21 protein-coding genes are annotated in these 21,088 nt (G+C 40.1%); 4 read left to right on the top strand and 17 right to left on the bottom strand.

What is annotated here, in order from left to right:
* Positions 1-12: 12 nt before the first annotated feature.
* From AB8M93_RS01140 to AB8M93_RS01125, 4 genes are all read right to left on the bottom strand, one after another.
* Positions 13-1,485 (bottom strand): cellulose synthase family protein, encoded by a 1,473-nt coding sequence (locus tag AB8M93_RS01140; RefSeq protein WP_373055746.1) that lies wholly within the window; start codon positions 1,483-1,485, stop codon positions 13-15.
* Positions 1,485-2,177: a glycosyltransferase family 2 protein gene (locus AB8M93_RS01135; RefSeq protein WP_373055744.1), complete on the bottom strand. Its 693-nt coding sequence runs from the start codon at positions 2,175-2,177 to the stop codon at positions 1,485-1,487. Before AB8M93_RS01135 ends, AB8M93_RS01140 begins: the two co-directional genes overlap by 1 nt.
* Positions 2,178-2,249: 72 nt before the next feature.
* Positions 2,250-3,836 carry a 4Fe-4S binding protein gene (locus AB8M93_RS01130; protein WP_373055743.1) on the bottom strand — a complete coding sequence of 529 codons (1,587 nt, stop codon included), beginning with the start codon at positions 3,834-3,836 and terminating at the stop codon, positions 2,250-2,252.
* An 18-nt stretch (positions 3,837-3,854) separates the two neighbouring features.
* A complete protein-coding gene (locus AB8M93_RS01125) occupies positions 3,855-5,153 on the bottom strand; it encodes an NAD(P)/FAD-dependent oxidoreductase (RefSeq protein WP_373055742.1) in 1,299 nt (432 codons plus the stop codon).
* An 86-nt stretch (positions 5,154-5,239) separates the two neighbouring features.
* Here AB8M93_RS01125 and AB8M93_RS01120 point away from each other — a divergent pair, with 86 nt between their 5' ends.
* Positions 5,240-5,947, top strand: coding sequence for a DUF547 domain-containing protein (locus AB8M93_RS01120; protein WP_373055740.1), 708 nt, complete (start codon positions 5,240-5,242; stop codon positions 5,945-5,947).
* A gap of 157 nt (positions 5,948-6,104) precedes the next feature.
* On the opposite strand, the gene arsM is transcribed toward AB8M93_RS01120, so the two are convergent.
* From arsM to AB8M93_RS01095, 5 genes are all read right to left on the bottom strand, one after another.
* Positions 6,105-7,073 (bottom strand): arsenosugar biosynthesis arsenite methyltransferase ArsM, encoded by a 969-nt coding sequence (gene arsM, locus AB8M93_RS01115; protein ID WP_373055739.1) that lies wholly within the window; start codon positions 7,071-7,073, stop codon positions 6,105-6,107.
* 1 nt (position 7,074) lies between these two features.
* Positions 7,075-7,887, bottom strand: a complete 813-nt coding sequence (locus tag AB8M93_RS01110; RefSeq protein WP_373055737.1) for a purine-nucleoside phosphorylase — start codon at positions 7,885-7,887, stop codon at positions 7,075-7,077.
* A complete protein-coding gene (locus tag AB8M93_RS01105) occupies positions 7,884-8,507 on the bottom strand; it encodes a TIGR04282 family arsenosugar biosynthesis glycosyltransferase (protein ID WP_373055736.1) in 624 nt (207 codons plus the stop codon). Before AB8M93_RS01105 ends, AB8M93_RS01110 begins: the two co-directional genes overlap by 4 nt.
* A 6-nt stretch (positions 8,508-8,513) precedes the next feature.
* On the bottom strand, positions 8,514-9,572 hold the full coding sequence (gene arsS / locus AB8M93_RS01100; protein ID WP_373055734.1) for an arsenosugar biosynthesis radical SAM (seleno)protein ArsS: 1,059 nt from the start codon (positions 9,570-9,572) through the stop codon (positions 8,514-8,516).
* Between the two features lie 101 nt (positions 9,573-9,673).
* Positions 9,674-10,009: an arsenosugar biosynthesis-associated peroxidase-like protein gene (locus tag AB8M93_RS01095; protein WP_143411608.1), complete on the bottom strand. Its 336-nt coding sequence runs from the start codon at positions 10,007-10,009 to the stop codon at positions 9,674-9,676.
* Between the two features lie 678 nt (positions 10,010-10,687).
* Between AB8M93_RS01095 and AB8M93_RS01090 the strand changes: the two genes are divergently transcribed.
* Both AB8M93_RS01090 and AB8M93_RS01085 read left to right on the top strand, forming a co-directional pair.
* Entirely contained in the window at positions 10,688-11,707 is a 1,020-nt protein-coding gene (locus tag AB8M93_RS01090) for a helix-turn-helix domain-containing protein (RefSeq protein ID WP_373055733.1), read from the top strand.
* Positions 11,708-11,734: 27 nt separating this feature from the next.
* Complete coding sequence (locus tag AB8M93_RS01085; RefSeq protein WP_373055731.1) at positions 11,735-12,376, top strand: copper homeostasis protein CutC; 642 nt, start codon at positions 11,735-11,737, stop codon at positions 12,374-12,376.
* Positions 12,377-12,491: 115 nt separating this feature from the next.
* On the opposite strand, the gene groL is transcribed toward AB8M93_RS01085, so the two are convergent.
* The 8 genes from groL to miaB form a co-directional block, all read right to left on the bottom strand.
* The gene (gene groL / locus AB8M93_RS01080) at positions 12,492-14,129 is read right to left on the bottom strand and encodes a chaperonin GroEL (protein ID WP_373055729.1); all 1,638 of its coding nucleotides are present in this window, start codon (positions 14,127-14,129) and stop codon (positions 12,492-12,494) included.
* A 98-nt stretch (positions 14,130-14,227) separates the two neighbouring features.
* Complete coding sequence (locus AB8M93_RS01075; RefSeq protein WP_311532931.1) at positions 14,228-14,503, bottom strand: co-chaperone GroES; 276 nt, start codon at positions 14,501-14,503, stop codon at positions 14,228-14,230.
* 146 nt (positions 14,504-14,649) lie between these two features.
* The gene (gene secG / locus AB8M93_RS01070; protein ID WP_373055728.1) at positions 14,650-14,982 is read right to left on the bottom strand and encodes a preprotein translocase subunit SecG; all 333 of its coding nucleotides are present in this window, start codon (positions 14,980-14,982) and stop codon (positions 14,650-14,652) included.
* 2 nt (positions 14,983-14,984) lie between these two features.
* The gene (locus AB8M93_RS01065; protein WP_373055727.1) at positions 14,985-15,899 is read right to left on the bottom strand and encodes a DUF8458 domain-containing protein; all 915 of its coding nucleotides are present in this window, start codon (positions 15,897-15,899) and stop codon (positions 14,985-14,987) included.
* Entirely contained in the window at positions 15,899-16,402 is a 504-nt protein-coding gene (locus AB8M93_RS01060; RefSeq protein WP_373055725.1) for an LptE family protein, read from the bottom strand. The genes AB8M93_RS01065 and AB8M93_RS01060 overlap by 1 nt, the downstream gene beginning before the upstream one ends.
* Before the next feature lie 105 nt (positions 16,403-16,507).
* Positions 16,508-17,776, bottom strand: a complete 1,269-nt coding sequence (locus tag AB8M93_RS01055; RefSeq protein WP_373055724.1) for a sigma-54 interaction domain-containing protein — start codon at positions 17,774-17,776, stop codon at positions 16,508-16,510.
* A gap of 31 nt (positions 17,777-17,807) precedes the next feature.
* The gene (locus AB8M93_RS01050; protein ID WP_373055722.1) at positions 17,808-18,197 is read right to left on the bottom strand and encodes a four helix bundle protein; all 390 of its coding nucleotides are present in this window, start codon (positions 18,195-18,197) and stop codon (positions 17,808-17,810) included.
* A gap of 51 nt (positions 18,198-18,248) precedes the next feature.
* Positions 18,249-19,694, bottom strand: a complete 1,446-nt coding sequence (miaB, locus tag AB8M93_RS01045) for a tRNA (N6-isopentenyl adenosine(37)-C2)-methylthiotransferase MiaB (protein ID WP_373055720.1) — start codon at positions 19,692-19,694, stop codon at positions 18,249-18,251.
* 136 nt (positions 19,695-19,830) lie between these two features.
* Here miaB and AB8M93_RS01040 point away from each other — a divergent pair, with 136 nt between their 5' ends.
* A complete protein-coding gene (locus AB8M93_RS01040) occupies positions 19,831-21,081 on the top strand; it encodes an LVIVD repeat-containing protein (RefSeq protein ID WP_373055718.1) in 1,251 nt (416 codons plus the stop codon).
* Positions 21,082-21,088: the final 7 nt, after the last annotated feature.

Here is a 21,088-nt window from a genome sequence, read left to right as displayed (position 1 = left end):
CAAAATAAGGCTTTACCTTTTTGGATTCAGCGAGCTGAATACCACAAATCCAAACCCTGCCACCAGCATCATGTGAAAAATTAATAATCCGTAGTCATTCAATTTTATCGCGCTGTAAATTCCAAAGCAAAAGTAAAGCAGCAAAAAGATCTCTATGAAATTGGTTACCGAAAATTCTTTGCTGATGTACACATTTCCTTTCCAGGAATCTTTAACAGAATGAATGTTGAATTTTGGTGTCCTTACAAAATCGCTTTTTTTTCCTAAATGGCCTTCAAGAACAGCAATGGAATTATGTACCGATAAACCCATAGCTACCGAAAAAAAAGCAAAAAACATTCCCAGGAACCTGAAAAAACTTCTGAAACCGTTCCCGTTTAGCTTCTTCCACGTAATCCAGTAACAGGCAAAAAAGATAATGGCGCTAATTGCGAAAACCCCCATCAGCTTAAAGTACCCGTTAAATTGTGGATTAGAATTTTGAATGTACAAAACCGGGATGCTTAAAATGGCAAGCAGGAGCAGGAGCACAAATAGGCTGGAATTAAGCAAATGAAAAAAACCATGAATTTTTGTTGAAGAAGCCTGACTTTTGTCTTTTAAAAGCAGTGAGAAATTTTTCCTGAAATTTTCTGCCGCACCTTTGTTCCACCGGAACTGTTGGGAACGTACGGCACTAATAATCACAGGAAGTTCGGCAGGGGTTTCCACATCCTGTAAATATTTAAATTTCCATTTTTTAAGCTGTGCACGGTAGCTAAGGTCCAAATCTTCGGTTAAAGTATCGCCGGCCCAGTTGCCCGCATCAACTATACATTGTTTCCTCCAGATGCCGGCAGTCCCGTTAAAATTCATAAAGTGCTTTCCATAATTTCTTCCGGATTGTTCCACGATAAAATGAAAATCCAGGGCAAAAGCCATGACTTTGGTAAGTATGGAGTAATTCCTGTTAATATGCCCCCAACGGGTTTGCACCACCCCAAGTTCAGGATCTTTAAACCAGGGTACGGTTTGCTGCAGCCAATCTTTTTTCGGAAGAAAATCTGCATCAAAAACAGCAATTAACTCTCCTGTGGCAGTTTTGAGTCCTTCTTTTAAAGCCCCGGCCTTAAAACCAATACGCTCCTCCCTTAAAAGGTGCCGGATATTAACTCCCTTTTGCCGAAGTTCTTGTACCAGCAATGCGGTGTTTTCTAATGATTCGTCTGTAGAATCATCCAGTACCTGTATCTCCAGTTTTTCTTGTGGATACTCAATTTCTGCAATGTTTCTAAGCAGCCTTTCCACCACGTATTTTTCATTGTACAGGGGTAACTGAATAGTTACAAAAGGAAGATTTTCAGGAAAAGAAAGGTCATATTTAGGCGAATCATCTTTGTCTTTTACTGAACGCCTGTAGAGCAGCAGTAAACTAAGCTGCGAAAGGCTGTAAAAAAGAATTAAAGCCGATGCCAAAGAGTATATTATGAGTATTCCAAGATCCATTAATTAAAACTGTATTTAAAGATCCATTTTAAAATCTTTATACCCGCAAAGATAGCACCTTTAACAGTTCCGGAAACCTTGGAGACCCCAATGCGGTTCTTGTAATGTACGGGGATTTCAATATATCTCAATCCATGTTTTAAAGCTTTTAGCTGCATTTCTATGGTCCAGCCATAGGTTTTATCTACCATGCGTAGCTTTAGCAGTTTTTCATATTTTATTGCCCTAAAGGGGCCAAGGTCTGTAAAGCGCGCATTAAAAAACAGCTTCATTAAAGAAGTGGCCAGCCAGTTGCCAAAAATCTGCGGGAAAGTCATGGAGCCCTTTTGGCGCCATTTCTTCACCCGTGCGCCAATCACAAAATCAATATTATCATCAATTATTGGAGCGGTGATTTTTGTTAATTCAGAAGGGTAATCGCTGTAATCGCCATCCAGGAAAACAATAATATCGGGTTTTAGTTCCTGTGCAGCCACATAATCCATTCCTTTTAAACAGGCGTACCCATATCCTTTTCTTTCTTCTGAAACTACCGTGGCGCCGGCAGCTTTCGCATTTTCTTCAGTAGCATCGGTAGAATTATTGCTAACCACAATTACTTCTGATACTGTTTTGGGGATTTCAGAAATAACTTTACCAATAGATGCAGCCTCGTTAAATGCAGGAATAATAACTTTTATAATTGGCGGCATTAAGATTTGCGGTTTTAAGCTTCTGGGATGAAGCTGTTAATTGGTACGCAAATAAAAGGCATTACTTACAAATTACCTGCTTTTCTGATTGATTAAGTCCAGCAAATCCACCTCATTTCCCAGTAAAACTTCTTCAGAGTTTATCCTTCCTTCCTGTGGGCCGTCTTCCAGCTTTAACACTCCGCGGGGACAAACCGCCGAGCAGATTCCGCAGCCAACGCAACTGGAGCGTACAATGTTTTGCCCTTTTTGGGCATAGGCCCTCACATCTATACCCATTTCGCAATAGGTGGAACAGTTTCCGCAGGAAATACACTGCCCGCCATTGGTGGTGATCCTGAAGCGTGAAAAAAGCCTTTGCTGCATTCCCAGTATCGCTGCCATTGGGCACCCAAACCTGCACCATACCCGGTTGCCGAAAATTGGATAAAAACCAACTCCTACCACTCCTGAAAATGCTGCCCCAATAAGGAAACCATACCACTGGCGAAGTTGGCCGCCATGGATAAAGAAAATATTCCCGTTTCCGCTGAAGTAGTTTATGCCAATAATGCAAAAGATAATGGACAAATAGACTATGGCTCCTTTTTTGGCATCTTCGGCAAGTTGTTTTCTTTTAAAAATCATGATTAGAGCAAACAGAAGGGTGAGAAAACCAGCCGAACCCCAGAGAAATGCATCTTTTGTGAGCCAGGTTTCCCCGGGATTCTCATTTAAAAAACTATACACCACCGCAATGGTCATAACCACCACAAATACCAGGACACTGTGGATTAGCCAACGTTCAATTTTCCAGGCTTTCAAAGATTTATCTGAAAGATGCCGGTAAGGATCCCCGGCAGTTTCAGCCAGGCCGCCACAACCGCAAACCCAGGAACAATACCAGCGCTTTCCATACTTATAAGTTAAAATTGGGGTGATAATAAAGATGGAAGCAATTCCGAAGAAAAGCATGAACATACCTACATTCCCGGCAGAAAAGAAGGTTTCAAGCTTATAATCGGCAAAAAGGTCATAATTGAGCGGCCAGATATTTGCCGGATTAAAGTATGGCTGGTTAAGCCGCATTAAAATTTCAGGAATAAGAAATGCGAATCCCAGTTGAAAAAACATAACCGAGCAGGTACGGATAATTTCATACCGGTTGTGGCGGTACTTCAGAATAAATTTATATCCAAAAATGAGTATCGCCAGGGTGTAAAGTGTGCCATACATAAACCACTGGCTTGCCGCATGGCCACTAATCATTCTGCTTAATGGATCGAAAAGCGCAACCAGGCCGGAGTTTTCCCCATTCGGGTTTAAACCAAGATACTCGGGAAACCAGTAAAGCACAATGTAAAGCAAAGTAAGGCCAATGGCCAGCAGCCATGCCCAAAAGCCGCGGCCACTCAGGGATTTAAACCATACCCCGTTATTCTTGATTCCTATATGTTTTCCCAAATAAGCATCATTGGCAAAAATGACCGTTCCCGCGGTTATAAGCCCAATGGAAAGGCTTAGAAAAAGAGTTTTATTTGGGAAATTCACATTAAAAACAGCCAGGATCAGGATCAATAAGCCGGTGAGGCCTATTGCAGATGCCGCTTTTTGAGTATTGGAAATGCTTTTTGGAGGCTCGCCTGTAAGCGACATGTTATGATGAATTTTGGTGCTCATGATTCCTTATATTAGCCCTCAAGGTGTGTTGAGGCCTTGGAGATTTGAATTTTTAAAACTTCTGAAAATTTCCTTTTCATGCCGGTCGTAAAACTCGGGGTCAAAATTGGCTTCTCTTAAATTTGCCAGGACATGATTTATGGTTCTGCCCTCACTTAGCCACCGGTCAAAAACTTCGTGTCGCATGCGAATTCCAAAAGTGTTTATGCCTGTAAGTTGATTGTTTTCAGTATTAAAAGCTATGGTAATCGCTTTCATTCCATCTTTATGCTGCCAGTGAAAATGTTGCTCATTAGTTTTGGGTTCAGGCCAAACCCAACCGTAAGTCTGGTATTCGATGTCAAAAAACTTGGCGCTGTTAAACCAGTTGCCCGGATTGTATTTCATCTTATTACCGGTAAGGCTTTGCGCCACTACTTCCCCCATCATCCTGCCGGTGTACCAAACGGCTTCCACCGGTTTACGTTGCCCAATCACCTCGCGCTGTTGTGCGCAGTCTCCAATAGCATACACATCGGGAATATTGGTTTCCAGATAATTGTTTACCATAATTCCCTTATCTATTTCTAAAGAAGTCTCCCGGAGGAAATCTACATTGGGTCTTACTCCAGTACATAAACCTACCAGCTGGCATTTAATTTCCTCTCCGCTTTTTGTACTTACCGCACGCACTCTTCCGTCCTTATCAGCCAGGATTTTATCTAATTCGGTTTCATGAAGCAAATTCACGCCGTGGGATTTAATATGTTCTGAAATCATTTTAGCGTCTTTATATGGGAGTACATTGCCCCAAAATGCCTTTTCCCGCACCAGGATAGTAACGTTTATTTTTCGGGTGCAGAGCATTTCAGCCATTTCAACAGCAATTAATCCGCCGCCCACGATCACCGCATGCTGGCAATTTGCCGTATTTTCTTCTAAAAGCTGAAGGTCCTGCTTTGTGATCAATCCCTGTACGCCCTCTAGATTTTCTCCTTCCCAGCCAAATTTGTTATAAACCGAACCGGTTGCGATTACAAGTTTATCATATTTTAAAGGTTCTCCCATTGCAAACATCAGCTGTTTGCTTTTGAAGTCTATTTTTTCAACGCTGGCATTTTTAAGCTCTATCTTATTTTTCTCCCAAAACCAATCCTCATAGGGTTTTAAGTGTTCCCATTTCATATGGCCCATATAAACGTACATGAGCGCGGTACGGGAGAAAAAATATTCGCTTTCATCAGAAATCACCGTTATCTTTTTATCAGAATTTTTGCGGATGTGCCTGGCAGCGGTAATCCCGGAAATTCCGTTTCCAATGATAACGATGTGCTCCATAATTTTTTATAGTTTTAGAGGGTTTGGAAAGATATTGGCTGTAACTGTTTTTTCAGGATTTCTTCCAGACTTAAAATAAAATTTAGATGAAGCATTTTAGCCTTTTAATATTCTTCTTTTCCGTGTGCCTTTCAGCACAAAACAAGGCTGAATTTTTTACTAAAGCGGATGATTTTTTTCACGCTTATGTAGAAAACGGCAAGGTAAATTACGCCGAAATTAAGGAGAATCGCAATGAATTAAAGGAATTATTGAACCTTGCCAAGAGCTATAAGCCAGATCCTGCAGATAAGAAGGGTTACAAAGCCTTTTGGATCAATGCTTATAATCTTGCCGTAATCGATGGGATTATAGAGGCATACCCGGTAAGCTCACCGTTAGAAGTTAAAGGATTTTTTGATAAGCAGCGGCATAGCCTGGGGCAGGAATCTCTTACATTAGATGATATTGAACATGAAATCCTTTTTGACAGTTTTCCTTCAGAAGAAAAGTTTCATTTCACGCTGGTCTGCGCCGCTAAAAGCTGTCCGCCTTTAGCTTCCCATGCCTATACACCTGAAAAAATTGATGAACAGCTGGAACAACAGGCGAGGAAAGCCTTAAATGATCCTGATTTTATCAAAATTGAAAAAAATAAGGTGCTGCTTTCTGAAATATTCAGGTGGTACAAGGACGATTTTACTAAAAATGGTGCGAGTCTTCTTCAGTATATAAACAGCTACAGAAAAAATAAAATTCCTGCAGATAAAAATATTGACTTTTATGATTATGACTGGGATTTAAATGAATTGTAAATAGCATCAGGATTTTCCATCCATCTGGCTTCACTTCCGAAGAAAAGAACATTGAAGCAAATCAGTATTTTGCCTTTAAACTCATTTAAATTTCTGAAATTCAGATTTTTAACCTGACAGGTTTCCAAAACCTGCCAGGTTTGGCTACGGTAAAATATCAGCAGCAACCACCGCCATCATAGTGGAAGGTAGATTCGCTTATAAAAATATCATCCCTGTTAAGATTTGCCAGTGCGGTGGCGGTTTTATCGCAAATCGCCAGCGGCTGATTTTGCAAAAGCACATGCCCTTTCTTATCATCAAAATGATTTTCATTTCCATAATAAATAGCAGCTTTCCCTGTAAAAATACAAGGTCCGTCTTCAGGCATGGGGTCTTTAATAGCGGCAACTTCTACAGATTCTATGTAAATTAGTTCCTCGGTGGGATAGTGTTTGGGATCTAAAATTCGGTAAGGCTTTTTTGCCCTGATTTCAATCGTTCCAAAGCCAACATCTGTGAGGGCCTTTACGTATTCTTTGAGAGGCAGGGAGCCGCTAAGGCACAACGCCCTCAGCCTGTCATCGTTACGAAGCCTATCATTCATAGGTTGTTCACACACAGGATCACTCATTACCAGCCTGCCGTGCGGTTTCAGAACGCGGTACATTTCTTCCAGCGCTTTTTTAAGATCTTCAGTTTTAAAAATATTAAAAAGGCAATTTTGTGCGGCCACATCAATAGAATTGTCTTCCACGGGTAAATCCAGGGCATCGCCCTTCTGGAGGTCAACAAAGCTACTTTTGAACCAATCGTTTTGCAATTCAGCTTCTGCGAAATTCTTTCCTGAAGCCTCCAGCATTTCCTCAACAGAATCCACTCCAATCACCCCGGCTTTTTGCCTTGAGAAATAAGCAAACTGAAGCAGTTCCATTCCGCCGCCAACACCCACATAGAGAATTTTGGTATTATTGGAAAGGTCCCGGGGATGTACTGTGCTGCCACAACCGTAATTCATCTCCTGCATGATTTTTGGAATTTTAAGATTTGGCAATTCCCAAACAGGATTTGTGGTGCAGCATAAACCTACATTTGGGGTTAAAGCGGCATCGCGGTAGACGTTTCTTGTAGTTTCGAGGTAACTCATATTATACAGATTTAACTACTTCCTTAAAAAGGGTGATCATTTGCGGCTCGGCTTTAGCAGCCATAGCCAGAATATCCTTAATATCCACCGGCTCAAGGTCGTCGGGATTTCCTTCGTCTGTAATTACAGAAACGGCAGAAACGGGGATATTTAGATGATTTGCCACAATTACCTCCGGCACAGTACTCATTCCCACGGCATCTGCACCAATAATTTTTAAATACCTGTATTCTGCCCGGGTTTCCAGCTGCGGCCCCAGTACTGCGGCGTAAACCCCCTTGTGCAGGGTGATATTATTGGTTTTAGCGGCAGTTTCCAAAATGTTGTTCATTTCAGCATCGTATGGCTGGCTCATATCCACAAATCGCTCTCCCAGGTGTTCTACACCGTAAAATGCCAGGGGGGAACCGCCCTGTAAATTCAGGTGGTCCTCAATAAGCATGATTTCTCCCTTTTTAAAATCAAGGTTTATGGAGCCGGACGCATTGGAAACCAGCAATTTTTGAATTCCAAGATGCTTCATTACCCTTACCGGGTAGGTTACATCCTGAAGGGTATAGCCTTCATATAAGTGAAACCTCCCCTGCATCACAATTACTTTTTTGCCTTCCAGGCTGCCGTAAATAAGCTTTCCTTTATGAAATTCTACGGTAGCCGTAGGAAAGTAGGGAATATGGTTATAGCTGGCTTCAGCTTCAATTTCTATTTCATCAACAAGTTTTCCCAGGCCGCTGCCCAGGATAATGCCTATTTCCGGCGCATCAAAGCCCCTGGATTTAAGAAAATCTGTAGATTCTGCTATTTCTTTGATCATTCTGACTGGTTTAAAAATTTTCTGAGAGCAGGATGCCCTTTAATGTCTGCAAGAACATCAACATCATTGCGCTCTTCCAGTAATTTAATCTGGTTATTTTGTAAATCATTTAGTGTGGCCTGCAATACAGAATTGCTGCCCCACTTTTTATTTTTAAATATATCTGAATTTAAGGATTTCATTCCTAATAGATAGTAACCACCGTCTTTAGCTGGACCAATAACATAGTCATTATTCTTAAGTTCTTTGAAAGCCTGTTCTAAATCCTGCTCTTCCAGATCGTATAGGTCGCTGCCTATTATGATAATTTCTTGATAACCGGCTTCAAAATTATCGCGAAAAGCATTTTCCATCCTTTCGCCAAGTCCGTTTCCATATTGAAGTTTTTTCTCATAAATATTGTTTTTCCAAATATCATTCGAGGAAATCGCTTCAGAATAAAAAACCTGCTTTTGAACATCAATCCCTTTTGTAATGGAAACAGTATGTTCCAGGAGATGCCTATAAATATCCAAAGCAACCTGTTCACCTGTTTCTTTGGCAAGGCGGGTTTTAACTTTTCCATACTCCGGGTTTCGGGTAAAGATTAAAAGAAGCTGTTTAGAATGAATTTCAGGCATCAAAAATTATTTAGTCACGCTTCCCTGGCAACTGCTGCCTGCACCGGCTGTACAACCATAGCAATGTTGGGAAATGAGTATCTCCCTGTTGTTAAGCAAATCTTCATTGTAATCTTTTATATGCTTCACTTTGCTATTTACCTTTAGTTCCAGCATTTGATTAAAATCACAGTCGTAAAGCCAGCCATCCCATCCCACAGAAATAGTGTTAGTACACATCACATGCTCTACTGCAGCCGGATTGTATGCCTGTATAAGAGAATACATATAATCTTCATAATTTTCTGAAGCAATCAGGTACTCCAGAAACCGGCTTATGGGAAGATTGGTAATGGCAAAAAGCTGGTGGAAATCAATGTCAAAATCAGATTTTAGCGCCTCCTTAAAATCCCGCTCCATGGCTTCCTGATTAGTGGGCAGGAAAGCTCCTGCCGGGTTATACACCAGATCCAGTTTTAAATGGCTTTCCTTGCGGCCGTATCCTATCTGGTTTAACATTTGCAGTGCTTTGATAGATTTATCAAAAACCCCGCTGCCCCGCTGCTTATCGGTCTTTTCTTTTTTGTAAAAAGGAAGGGAAGAAACCACATGTACCTTGTGTTTTTTGAAGAATTCTGGAAGGTCATGATACTTTTTATTGGCAAGGATAATGGTTAAATTAGATCTTATTATAAAATCATTTATTCCTGCCCTTGCTGCTTCTTCCACAAACCACCGGAAGTTCGGGTGCATTTCAGGTGCCCCGCCGGTGAGATCTAAAGTGTTTGCCCCTGTGGTTTTTACCACCTCCAGACATTGCTGCATGGTTTCCAAGCTCATGATTTCTTTCCTGTCCGGCCCGGCATCTACATGGCAGTGGGAACAAACCTGGTTGCACATATAGCCCAGGTTAATTTGTAAAATTTCTATTTTTTTCGGTTTAAGGGGATAGTTTCCGGTTGCGGCAATTTTATCTTTAAATTTAGGAAAATTTCCTTCTTTAAAGATGCCGGTATTCAGAAATTCCAGCTGATTGGCAGCACTGGAAAGGTTGCTGTTTCTTGCTTTTAAGGATTTTGAAGACATATGGAAGTTTAAGTATTCGCCAAATTGTCCTGAGGCTGTAAAATAACCCATCAGAGAACTTAAAGCTTACCCAGTTTTTAGACGAATCGCTTCAGGAGAAATTACATGCTTAACTTTTTATACTTATTCATCATTTGTACCCCATGCACCAAAGTAGCACCGCTTTCTATAGCAGCTCCTGCATGTACAGCTTCCATCATTTCTTCTTTTGTAATTCCCCGTTGTAGTCCGTCTTTGGTGTAGGCATCAATACAATAAGGACATTTTACCACATGGCTTACAGCAAGAGCAATTAAGCTTTTTTCCCTTGCAGAAAGGGCTCCTTCTTCGAATACCTTACCATAATAATCAAAAAATTTATTTCCCAGTTCCTCGCTCCATTCAGTAATCTCACCAAACTTCCTTAGATCGGCAGGATCATAATAATTTTTAGACATATTTATTTTTTAAATTTAAAGATAAGAGAATATAAAGAACCTGCGGAAATTTACCGGAGATTAAATTTTATGAAGGAATACCTGGGCAGCAGGAATATTGCCTTCAACAAGTTTTAAAGTAAATTTAAAGGCGGCAATAAAAATGGAAGAAATAGTTAAAGAAGATCCTTTTATTCTCCAAAGTAGAATAAAATAATTAAATTAAGGCGCATACGCCAATAGTGGCAGGAAAAAACTTAAAAGAGATTAAAATTTTTATGAAGGTTACTGCATATCCTTCTCATAAGAATAAAGGATATGATAAGTACAAGAAGGATTTCCAGTGCAAGTAAAACAAAGAATAAGATCATAGCAACAAAAATTAGGTCTTACAAAGGTGTACGTTGTGCCTCTGTATACATGTGGCAAAGCTCTGCTATTTCTTTAATAATGTTTACGGTTAATCGCATTAATGTTATCAATTAGAATGTAAAATAATGAAGCTGTGCCAGGTGTATGTGTCCTTATAACGTTTTTCACACGAGTGTTGCCTGTATAGCCATAATATTTAAAAGGAATGTTTGGGAATTATTCGCAAATATTAATTTTACTGAGACTTGCCGTATGCAAGCCTTTTATTAAATGTTAATTTTTAGGCTCCGTTGGGGCATTACAAGTGGCCTTTATGGTCTCCAATTTATGAGAATAGACGTTAAAACCTTACCAGTAAATGAAATAATTCATGATATCGCAGAGTCGTTAAATGCTCCAATTATTGATGGCAGTGGAGAAATAGCTATAAATATCCCGGAGGAGATTGGAGAAGGATATATAAGAGGTGCAAATTTTGATTCTGGTATTGGAATTATAACTTACAATTGTAAGTTTTTCCAGGATGTGGAAATTTGTTTTACCCTGAACAGCATACACCCTCTAAAATTTATTTTTTGTTCTGAAGGCAGGGTTGGACATTCCTTTCAAGATTCAGGCAAGATTAATAATATAGATACTTATCAGAATATAATTGTTTCCAGTAGCGGTTACAACGGGCATTCCCTTCATTTTAAAGCAAATGTTGCCGCTCATGTGGCCAGCCTGGAAATTATCAGGTCTGTCTTTACCCACAGATCTAATTATAATTTCAAGGACCTGGATCCCACTTTAAAGGAACTTTTTAGGGATGAGGTTTCTGAAAAGCAATTTTTTTACCAGGGTAATTACAGCATTAAGGCTGCAGATCTCATGGATGAAATTAACAGGAAAGATTTTACCGGTTTTCTAAGGTCTCTTTTTTTGGAGGGAAAAGCTTTCCAGATGCTGGTGATCCAGATTGCCCAGTACCAGGATGATGAAGATGAAGACAGGCTGCCTAAAATTCTGCGAAAATCTGATATTGAAAAGGTAAACTATGTGGCAAAGCGGATACAGGGGGATCTTGGCAGCAATTTAACTGTGGAAGCCCTTGCCAAAGAGGCGGGAACAAACGTGAATAAGCTGCAGGAAGGCTTTAAATATGTTTATGATCTTACCGTGAACAAATACATGCAGCATATAAAGCTGGAATCTGCAAAAGAAATGCTTATTAATTCTGAAAAAAATATTTCTGAAATTGTGGTGGCGATTGGGCTTAATAATCGCAGTTATTTTTCAAAAATTTTTAAGGAAAAGTATGGTGTAAATCCTAAATATTTCCTTAAGACAAGGAAGAAGCAGGATTAAATTTCTTTTTCAGCCTCTATTTTATAAATGTCCATTTCCACTAATTATTTAAAAGAGGCCTGTGTAGAAACTTTTCAGCAGGCGATGAATGCAGAAAATCTTGGAGCGAACAGGATAGAGCTTTGCGCCCGCCTTGACCTGGAAGGAATAACACCTTCCAAAGAGCTTATAAAACAATGCATGGATAGGCTGAATATCCCTTTAAGGATAATGATAAGGCCACGGGCGGGAGATTTTGTTTATTCTGAAGAAGAAATGGAAAAGATGAAGTCTTCTATCCGATTTTGCAAAGATCTGGGAGTAGATGGAGTAGTCTTCGGAATTCTAAACAAAGATAAAACCTTAAATTTAGATGCGATTTCAAAATTGGTCAATTTTGCCCTTCCTTTAAAGGTAATTATCCACAAAGCAATTGATGAAACTCCCCATATTTTAACAGCCGTAAAAGAACTCTGCCAAATTGGTGGAATTACCAGCATCCTTACTTCCGGGGGAAAATTAAGGGCGCTTGAAGGAATTCCTGTTCTAAAGAATATGATTGAAATTTCCCGAAATCAGGTGGAGATTATACCGGCAGGAAATATAACCAGCGAGAATGTTGAAGATATTCACCTGCAGTTAGGCGCAAAAGTTTATCATGGGAAGCTAATAGTGGGGAAACTGGAATAAAAAAGATCGACGAGATAAGCAGAGATTGCCAATAAAAAACCCGCCTTCCAAGGAAAGCGGGTTTTTCTTACTATTAAAAGTTTTACGTCTAAAATCTAACGTCTAACTTCTTTTTTTACATCATTCCTGGCATACCGCCACCCATTCCGCCTGGCATACCGCCTCCGGCGTTATCTTCAGGGATATCAATTAATGCACACTCAGTAGTAAGGATCATTCCGGCAACAGATGCAGCATTTTCAAGAGCTACACGGGTTACTTTCTTGGGATCAATAATACCGGCTTTCATCATATCAACAAAAGTGTCGGTTTTAGCATCGTAACCAAAGTCTTTTTCGCCTTCAATTACTTTATTAATCACTACAGATCCTTCGCCTCCGGCATTTTCAACAATTGTTCTAAGCGGTGCCTCAATTGCCCGGGCAATAATATGAATTCCGGTAGCTTCATCTGAATTTTCAGATTTAAGGTTTTCAAGAGCCTTGATAGCGCGCACCAGGGCCACACCACCACCGGCAACAATTCCCTCTTCCACCGCCGCACGGGTAGCGTGAAGGGCATCGTCTACACGGTCTTTCTTCTCTTTCATTTCAACCTCAGAAGCTGCACCTACATAAAGTACGGCTACCCCGCCTGCTAATTTTGCAAGGCGTTCCTGAAGTTTCTCCTTATCATAATCAGAAGTTGTAGATTCTATCTGGGCTTTAATCTGATTTACACGATCCTGAATTGCCTGATTTTCTCCGGCACCATTCACAATAGTAGTGTTGTCTTTATCTATAGCCACTTTTTCTGCAGTACCTAATTGCTCTATTGTAGCATTTTCCAAAGTAAATCCTCTTTCTTCAGAAATTACAGTACCACCGGTAAGAAGAGCGATATCTTCCAACATTGCTTTTCTTCGGTCTCCAAAGCCTGGTGCTTTTACGGCGGCAATCTTTAAAGAACCTCTAAGTTTGTTTACTACTAAAGTAGCAAGGGCTTCCCCATCTACATCTTCAGCAATAATTAATAGTGGTTTTCCAGATTGTGCCACCGGTTCAAGGATTGGAAGAAGATCTTTCATCGCAGATATCTTCTTGTCGAATAACAAGATATATGGGTTTTCAAGGTCTGCGGTCATTTTCTCACTATTGGTAACAAAATAAGGAGAAAGATAACCTCTGTCAAATTGCATTCCTTCCACCACATCTACATAAGTATCTGTACCTTTTGCTTCTTCAACGGTAATTACACCTTCTTTACCTACTTTTCCAAAAGCTTCAGCAATTAATTCTCCAATATGGTCATCATTATTGGCTGAAATGGAAGCTACCTGTTTGATCTTTTCAGAAGAATCCCCAACCTCTTTAGTCTGTTTGGCAAGGTCTGCAGTTAAAGCTTCCACAGCTTTATCTATACCTCTTTTAAGATCCATTGGGTTGGCTCCTGCAGCAACGTTCTTAAGGCCTTCTTTTACAATGGCTTGTGCAAGAACAGTTGCGGTTGTAGTACCGTCTCCGGCAAGATCATTGGTTTTGGAAGCAACTTCTTTTACCATTTGGGCTCCCATGTTTTCGATTGGGTCTTCCAGTTCAATTTCTTTAGCCACGGTAACACCATCTTTGGTAACAGTTGGCGCACCAAAAGATTTACTGATGATTACGTTACGGCCTTTTGGCCCTAAAGTTACTTTAACTGCATTTGCAAGAGCGTCCACACCGCGTTTGATTCCGTCGCGCGCCTGGATGTCAAATTTTATATCTTTTGCCATTTTTTATTAATTTTTATGCTTTTCCGCCTGGCGGAAAATATCGGTTAATAATTTTTTAGTTGATTTTTCAATATTCGGGTGAACCCCGCAGAAAAGATTTAGACAATCGCAAGTATGTCGTCTTCTCTCATGATTAGATAATCTGTACCTTCAAGTTTAAGCTCGGTACCGGCATATTTGCCATAAAGAACCATGTCTCCAACATTTACGGTCATCTCGTGATCTTTTGTTCCTTTACCTACTGCCACAACTTTTCCTCTTTGTGGTTTTTCCTTAGCGGTTTCAGGAATATAAATTCCCGATGCAGTTTTAGTTTCAGCTGCTGCAGGCTCAATAAGAACTCTGTCTGAGAGCGGTTTAATGTTTAGTGCCATTTTTTGATATTATTTAGGTTAATTAATTTTTTTAACTCGGCTGTATATATTTCGAAAATTGTGCCAGTGAAAAAAGACTGCCAATTCTAAAAAAAAAATGCCAGCTTGTCATAAGCTGGCATCATTACTATTTTTAAGGATTACCTTTATTCCTGTTCTTCCACCGGTTGTTGTGGTGCAGGCTGTTGGGGAACATTCATCTCCACATCCTCATCACTCTCAAAAACCCCGCTTGAAGAAGTGCCATTGCCCATAATGGTGACATTAGAAAGCAGAATAAGCACCAGTAGCAAGGTGGCAAGGGTCCAGGTGCTTTTGTCAAGAAAATCATTGGTTTTCTGAACGCCGCCTACTTGTTGGCCGCCACCGCCAAAAGAAGAAGATAGTCCGCCTCCTTTAGGATTCTGTACCATAATTACTACGATTAGCAAAAATGCTACGATAACTATTAAAGCTAAAAAAATTGTGAATGTGCTCATTATCAGTCAGTATTGTTATCTTGTAATTTTTCTATTGCCCGAATTTGGTCTGCAAAGAAACCACTTTTTTCGGGATTTTTCAAAATTAATATTTTATATGCCTGTATGGCTTTTTTAAAGTTTTTCTGTTCAAGGTAAACCCTTGCTAACGTCTCTGTCATTAAGGCCTCAGGGGTAATGGCATTGCGTTCTGCCAGGTTGGCTTTATTGGCAGGTTTACCAGGTTTAATTTTAGGGCTTTTCGAAATAAATTCATCTATTAGCTCAAATTTTTTATGCTGAATAGAAGTGGCTTGTAAAATTTGCTCTTTTTCATCCTCCGGCTGCTTCTCCGGGACATCTTGCCTTGTTACCGGTTTTGCTGAAGTAAGACGTAACCATTCCGAAAAAGAATGGGATTCTGAAGCGTTAAAATCCAGTGGCGCTCCAATTCCAAGCTCTTCTGCTGCGCTAGGGTCTTCTAAAATTTGCTCTTTTTCAGCTTCCTTCGTCTTTGTAGGGTTTTCAGGTCTTTCAAATAAAGCAGGATCCATGACCCTATCAGATTCTGACTGCTTCATCTTAATGGCCTCGTCTATGGCGATGCTGCGTTTGCCAAAGACTTCTTCTGCTTCATACACCGTGATTTCCTTCAGGCGCTTTTCCTGTTGTTTTATTTGCTCAGCAATCTCATTTTGATTGAATTCCGCTGAGGTGATATAATCAAAAAGCACACTCCTGTCTGCAGTATAAGCGGCGGTTTTTTTTAGGGCGGTATTGTAACTAAAGGATTGGTGTTCTTTAAGCCCTTTAAGTCTTAGTGCCCTTGCAGCCTGGAAATAAGGATATTTTTGGAGGATTTCTTCGAAAAGGGAAATGTCCCGTGAAGATACTTTTCCCGGGTTTTCCAACAAATATGTGAAATCCTTCAAATCCATTACCAATCGGTCAATGCGGCATTAAAAATATCCTGGGTAATGCGGGTAAAAATTTCATCTACCGCAGTTTCCAGTTCGCCTCCCACCAGGGTGACATTAGCATCATAATCATAATAAAAGGAGAAGGTCCTCTCAAAATCTTTCTCTGGCTCCAGCGTGTTGTAATATCGAACATTCACAGCAATGGTTAGCCTGTTTTGGGCGGCGGTGTTATCTGCCGTGGCCGTCATGGGAGCAATATAGTAATCTACAATTTCTCCTTCAAAAATAAGGTCTCCATTGTTATTGGTAAGGCTAAGGTTGGTTTGATTAAGTATTAAATCCTGGAGGGAAAGCGTAAACTGTCTTGCAATTCCTGGTTCTACCAGATCGGCCTGGTTTTCAAAAAAATTCACCTGAAAGGTTTCAGCGTTTCCAATATCAGCCCCGGTAAAGGAATAAATTCCACAGGACTGGAGGCTTAACAGTAAAATCGAGCAAAAAATGAATAGCGTCTTTTTCATAATTTTTAAAAGCTGCAGGCATTAAGTGATAAGCTAAAGGCTACAAGATTATTATTGTCTTAAATTTTGAATTTTCAATGATGAATTTTAAACTTCACTCTTCCCTTACAAATTATACTGTTTTATTTTACGATAAAGTGTCCTTTCGCTTATCCCTAGTTCTTCAGCCGCGGCTTTTCTTTTTCCTCCATGCCTTTCCAGAGACTTCTTGATAAGTTCGAGCTCTTTGTCCTGTAAGGAAAGAGTTTCTTCTTCTTCAATTTCTTCCGCAAAATAATATTTGTCCTTACTGTTATCCTGAAGCTCATGTTGCGGACTGTTCTGCGGAATTTGTAAAACTTCCATCCCGTTTTCTTCCAGTTCTTCCGTATCAACATCGGTACCGTCTTCACCATAAATCTTCTGGATAAGACTTTCATTTTCATCCTGAACTTTTTGCGAATTCCCGTCTTCCATCAATTTAAGAGTGAGTTTTTTAAGGTCGTTCAGGTCGTTTTTCATGTCGAACAACACTTTGTACAGGATCTCCCTCTCATTGCTAAAATCTCCTTCCTTTCTTTTTTCTGAAATAATCGCGGGCAGGTTACTGCCAATATCGGGAAGATAATGTTTTAAGCCTGTTGCAGTAATACTGCGTTCCTGTTCCAGCACCGAAATTTGTTCGGCAATATTCCGAAGCTGGCGAATATTCCCTCCCCAGCGGTATTTTTGTAGTAATTCCACCGCGTCCTCTTCCAGCCTTATGGTGGGCATTTTGTATTTAAGGGCAAAATCTGAAGCGAATTTTCTAAACAGCAAATGAATATCTTCTTTTCTATCCCTAAGCGGGGGGAGGTTTATTTCCACCGTGCTTAAACGGTAGTACAGGTCTTCCCGAAACTTTTCTTTTTTAATAGATTCAAACATGTTAACATTAGTGGCGGCAACAATTCGCACATTGGTTTTTTGAACTTTTGAAGATCCTACTTTGATGAATTCCCCGTTTTCTAAAACCCGTAAAAGACGTACCTGGGTAGGCAGCGGTAATTCCCCCACTTCGTCAAGAAAAATAGTGCCGCCATCGGCTACTTCAAAATAGCCGCTCCGGGTTTGGGTAGCTCCTGTAAAAGCGCCTTTTTCGTGCCCAAAAAGTTCACTGTCTATGGTGCCTTCAGGAATGGCCCCGCAGTTTACCGCAATGTATTTATTGTGTTTCCGGTGAGAGAGGGCGTGGACAATTTTAGGAATGCTTTCTTTTCCAACCCCGCTTTCCCCTGTAACCAGCACTGAAATATCTGTAGGGGCAACCTGTATGGCTTTTTCCACGGCACGGTTTAATTTCTGGTCATCCCCAATGATACCGAAACGTTGTTTTATTGCTTGTACTGATTCCATTAGTTCTTTGTTTCAGGTTTTAAGTTTCAGGTTAGCGAAACTTATTCCCTTGGTAGTGTTTTTGGTTTAGATACGAAATAAAGTTTTTTAATTTTCCACTTAAGTTTTCATAATCCTTTACAATCTTTTCGAATTCTTCTTTATCAATATAATTACAATCAAATATGCGATAAAGTTGAGACCTTACTTCTCCAGCAGATCCTTTAGCTATAGAAAGAAATTGTCTAAATTCAAGATTTCCATCTCTTTCAAATCCTTCAGCAATATTATCCATAATAGATCCAGAAGATGATTTGATTTGTTGTTTTAATTTAAAATCAGACTTTAAATCGGTTTCAATAGCTATGATATGAATGACTTTTGCCAATCTTCTTGCTTCTTTCCATATTTCCAGGTCTTCAAATCTATGTACTGTGGCCATTTTTTAAAACTTAAAACCTGAAACCTGAAACTTTATATTTAAAACCTGAATTCAATTATTATCACTATACCCCACCGCTTCACCTATAAGGGTGGCGCTGGTACAGTCTTCAATTTTTACATTTACAAAATCACCAATTTTATAATGTTCTTTAGGGAAAACTGCAACGGTATTTTGTGAAGTCCTTCCGCTCCAGTGAGCATCAGATTTTTTAGATTCTTTTTCAATTAAAACTTCCACGGTCTTACCAAGAAATCTTTCGGTATTGTACCTGCTGTGTTTTTGCTGAAGGTTAACAATTTCAGTGAGCCTTCTTTTTTTAATCTCTTCCGGCACATCATCTTCAAATTTTCGCTCGGCCATGGTTCCGGGCCTTTCAGAATAAGCAAACATAAACCCGAAGTCATATTTTACATATTCCATCAAGCTTAAGGTATCCTGGTGGTCTTCTTCGGTTTCTGTAGGAAAGCCGGTAATAATATCGTGAGAAATTCCGCAGTCGGGAATTAGTTTTTTAATATTATCGATCATCCTGAAGTATTCTTCGCGCGTATGCAGGCGGTTCATTTTTTTCAGGATACGGTCGCTGCCGCTCTGCACTGGCAGGTGAATATAATTACAGATATTGCGGTGCCTGGCCATAGCTTCTATTACATCCATGGTCATGTCCTGAGGATTGGAAGTAGAGAAACGGATCCTCATTTTGGGCTGGGCCTCGGCAACAAGTTTTAATAAATTTGCAAAATTCACTGCCGTGGCCTTTTGCATGTCCGAAGCATTTTTGAAGTTCTTTTTAAGCCCGCCGCCATACCAGAGGTAACTGTCTACATTCTGTCCAAGGAGGGTAATTTCTTTATAGCCTTTTGCAGCAAGGTCGTTCACTTCTTCCACAATGCTCTGCGGGTCCCGGCTGCGTTCCCGGCCGCGGGTAAAAGGCACCACGCAAAAAGTACACATGTTGTCACAACCCCGCGTAATAGAAACAAATGCGGAAACTCCATTGGTTTGCAGGCGTACCGGCGAAATATCACCGTAAGTCTCTTCTTTAGAAAGAATCACATTTACAGCATTACGGCCTTCTTCAACTTCATTAATAAGATTTGGCAAATCTTTATAGGCATCTGGCCCCACTACCAGGTCTACAATTTTTTCCTCTTCCAGGAATTTACTTTTCAGGCGTTCAGCCATACAGCCTAAAACGCCCACTTTCATATTAGGATTTATCCTTTTTACCGCATTATATTTTTCCAGCCGCTTACGAACGGTTTGTTCAGCTTTTTCCCTGATAGAACAGGTGTTTACCAAAACCAGATCAGCCTCTTCCAGGTTTTGGGTAGTGTTATAGCCTTCTTTAGAAAGGATGGAAGCCACAATTTCGCTATCGCTAAAATTCATCTGGCAACCGTAACTTTCAATAAAAAGCTTGCGGTTGTTCTCTGCTTTTGGCTCCATAACCAATGTGTTTCCCTGTTGTTTTTCGTCTAATATCTTCTCCATAATTCAATAATGCCTTTGCGGTATTTTGACGGGCAAAGATAGGACTAAACAATTTTATGACAAAGTGACAGTGATTTTTTTCTGAAGTTCACGCAACCTTTTTTAAAAGGCAGCGTCTAGTAAGAAATCAACCATCATGAAAAAACGAATAGTTGTTCCATTTTTGCCCCTGCTTTTTTTCCTGTTGAATGCCTGTGAAAAACAGGAAACGGCTCAAGAAGAGATGTATGAAGTTGCTGTGCCCATCACACAGCCAATTGCAGAATTCCGTGCTTCCGTAAAAATCCAGGAGCCAAAAGCAATAACTGAAGCGGGGAAAATTTACACCTATAAGGATTATGTGTTTGTAAATGACAAATATCAGGGAATTCATGTTATTGACAACCGGGATCATTATGTGCCAGAGAAGATTGCCTACCTCAAAATTCCCAAGAATGTGGATATCGCTGTGAAAGACGAGATGCTTTATGCCGATAGCGGAATGGACCTGGTGGTTTTTGATATTTCAGATATTAATAACATCAGGCAGGTGGAAAGACTGGAGAATGTCTTCCCTAATACCAATTACATGGTTCCTGAAGGAGCGGCCTTTGTGGATAATGAAAATTTTGATCCCCAAAAAGATGTGGTCGTAGGATATGTGATGGAATCCCGGAAAATCGAAATGACAGATTATGGGGATGATATGGTATTCTTTAACAATGCGGAAGCCGCTTATTCTGCAGGTGGCGGGAATTCCGGTACCGGCGGCTCCCTTGCCCGCTTTAAAATTGTTACAGATTATCTTTATGCTATAGACCAGCAGAATATTATGGTTTTTGATATTTCTTCCCTTACCAATCCACAGAAGATTTCCGAAGAATATGTGGGCTGGGATGTAGAAACAATTTTTCAGGAAAAAGACCATTTGTTTCTTGGTAGCACCACCGGCATGTACATATATAGTATAGAAAATCCTGAAAAACCTGCTTTTGTATCCCGGGTACAGCATGTAATGGGCTGTGACCCTGTGGTGGTGCAGGATGATATCGCTTACGTAACCATTAGGGGAGGAAACTGGTGTGGGCAGGAAGAGAGCGAGTTGGTGCTTATTGATGTTTCTGATAAAGCTGCTCCAAAAACTCTTTCTACCTACGAGATGGAAAATCCATACGGCCTTGGTGTTAGAGAAGGTAAATTATTTGTTTGCGACGGTACCGCAGGACTTAAAGTATACGATTTAACCACTACCCCCGATCTTGTTCTGGCAGATCATTTTGAGGATGTTAACACCTATGACGTAATCCCGCTGGATGATGTTTTGTTAATGATCGGGGATAATATTCTTTATCAGTACAATTATAAAAACGATGAGGTGAATTTGATAAGTTCCTTCAGTTTGAATTAATTGTTTT

The sequence above is a fragment of the Autumnicola aciditolerans genome, assembly GCF_041679265.1.
Lineage (GTDB): Bacteria > Bacteroidota > Bacteroidia > Flavobacteriales > Flavobacteriaceae > Autumnicola.
The sequence above is the reverse complement of the archived record's forward strand: the minus strand, read 5'-3'. Positions and strand labels throughout refer to the sequence as shown.

Excerpts from the sequence above, each read along its gene's own strand:
- AB8M93_RS01140 (WP_373055746.1), bottom strand. The coding sequence starts at position 1,485 with ATGGATCTTGGAATACTCATAATATACTCTTTGGCATCGGCTTTAATT.
- AB8M93_RS01135 (WP_373055744.1), bottom strand. The coding sequence starts at position 2,177 with ATGCCGCCAATTATAAAAGTTATTATTCCTGCATTTAACGAGGCTGCA.
- AB8M93_RS01130 (WP_373055743.1), bottom strand. The coding sequence starts at position 3,836 with ATGAGCACCAAAATTCATCATAACATGTCGCTTACAGGCGAGCCTCCA.
- AB8M93_RS01125 (WP_373055742.1), bottom strand. The coding sequence starts at position 5,153 with ATGGAGCACATCGTTATCATTGGAAACGGAATTTCCGGGATTACCGCT.
- AB8M93_RS01120 (WP_373055740.1), top strand. The coding sequence starts at position 5,240 with ATGAAGCATTTTAGCCTTTTAATATTCTTCTTTTCCGTGTGCCTTTCA.
- arsM (WP_373055739.1), bottom strand. The coding sequence starts at position 7,073 with ATGAGTTACCTCGAAACTACAAGAAACGTCTACCGCGATGCCGCTTTA.
- AB8M93_RS01110 (WP_373055737.1), bottom strand. The coding sequence starts at position 7,887 with ATGATCAAAGAAATAGCAGAATCTACAGATTTTCTTAAATCCAGGGGC.
- AB8M93_RS01105 (WP_373055736.1), bottom strand. The coding sequence starts at position 8,507 with ATGCCTGAAATTCATTCTAAACAGCTTCTTTTAATCTTTACCCGAAAC.
- arsS (WP_373055734.1), bottom strand. The coding sequence starts at position 9,572 with ATGTCTTCAAAATCCTTAAAAGCAAGAAACAGCAACCTTTCCAGTGCT.
- AB8M93_RS01095 (WP_143411608.1), bottom strand. The coding sequence starts at position 10,009 with ATGTCTAAAAATTATTATGATCCTGCCGATCTAAGGAAGTTTGGTGAG.
- AB8M93_RS01090 (WP_373055733.1), top strand. The coding sequence starts at position 10,688 with ATGAGAATAGACGTTAAAACCTTACCAGTAAATGAAATAATTCATGAT.
- AB8M93_RS01085 (WP_373055731.1), top strand. The coding sequence starts at position 11,735 with ATGTCCATTTCCACTAATTATTTAAAAGAGGCCTGTGTAGAAACTTTT.
- groL (WP_373055729.1), bottom strand. The coding sequence starts at position 14,129 with ATGGCAAAAGATATAAAATTTGACATCCAGGCGCGCGACGGAATCAAA.
- AB8M93_RS01075 (WP_311532931.1), bottom strand. The coding sequence starts at position 14,503 with ATGGCACTAAACATTAAACCGCTCTCAGACAGAGTTCTTATTGAGCCT.
- secG (WP_373055728.1), bottom strand. The coding sequence starts at position 14,982 with ATGAGCACATTCACAATTTTTTTAGCTTTAATAGTTATCGTAGCATTT.
- AB8M93_RS01065 (WP_373055727.1), bottom strand. The coding sequence starts at position 15,899 with ATGGATTTGAAGGATTTCACATATTTGTTGGAAAACCCGGGAAAAGTA.
- AB8M93_RS01060 (WP_373055725.1), bottom strand. The coding sequence starts at position 16,402 with ATGAAAAAGACGCTATTCATTTTTTGCTCGATTTTACTGTTAAGCCTC.
- AB8M93_RS01055 (WP_373055724.1), bottom strand. The coding sequence starts at position 17,776 with ATGGAATCAGTACAAGCAATAAAACAACGTTTCGGTATCATTGGGGAT.
- AB8M93_RS01050 (WP_373055722.1), bottom strand. The coding sequence starts at position 18,197 with ATGGCCACAGTACATAGATTTGAAGACCTGGAAATATGGAAAGAAGCA.
- miaB (WP_373055720.1), bottom strand. The coding sequence starts at position 19,694 with ATGGAGAAGATATTAGACGAAAAACAACAGGGAAACACATTGGTTATG.
- AB8M93_RS01040 (WP_373055718.1), top strand. The coding sequence starts at position 19,831 with ATGAAAAAACGAATAGTTGTTCCATTTTTGCCCCTGCTTTTTTTCCTG.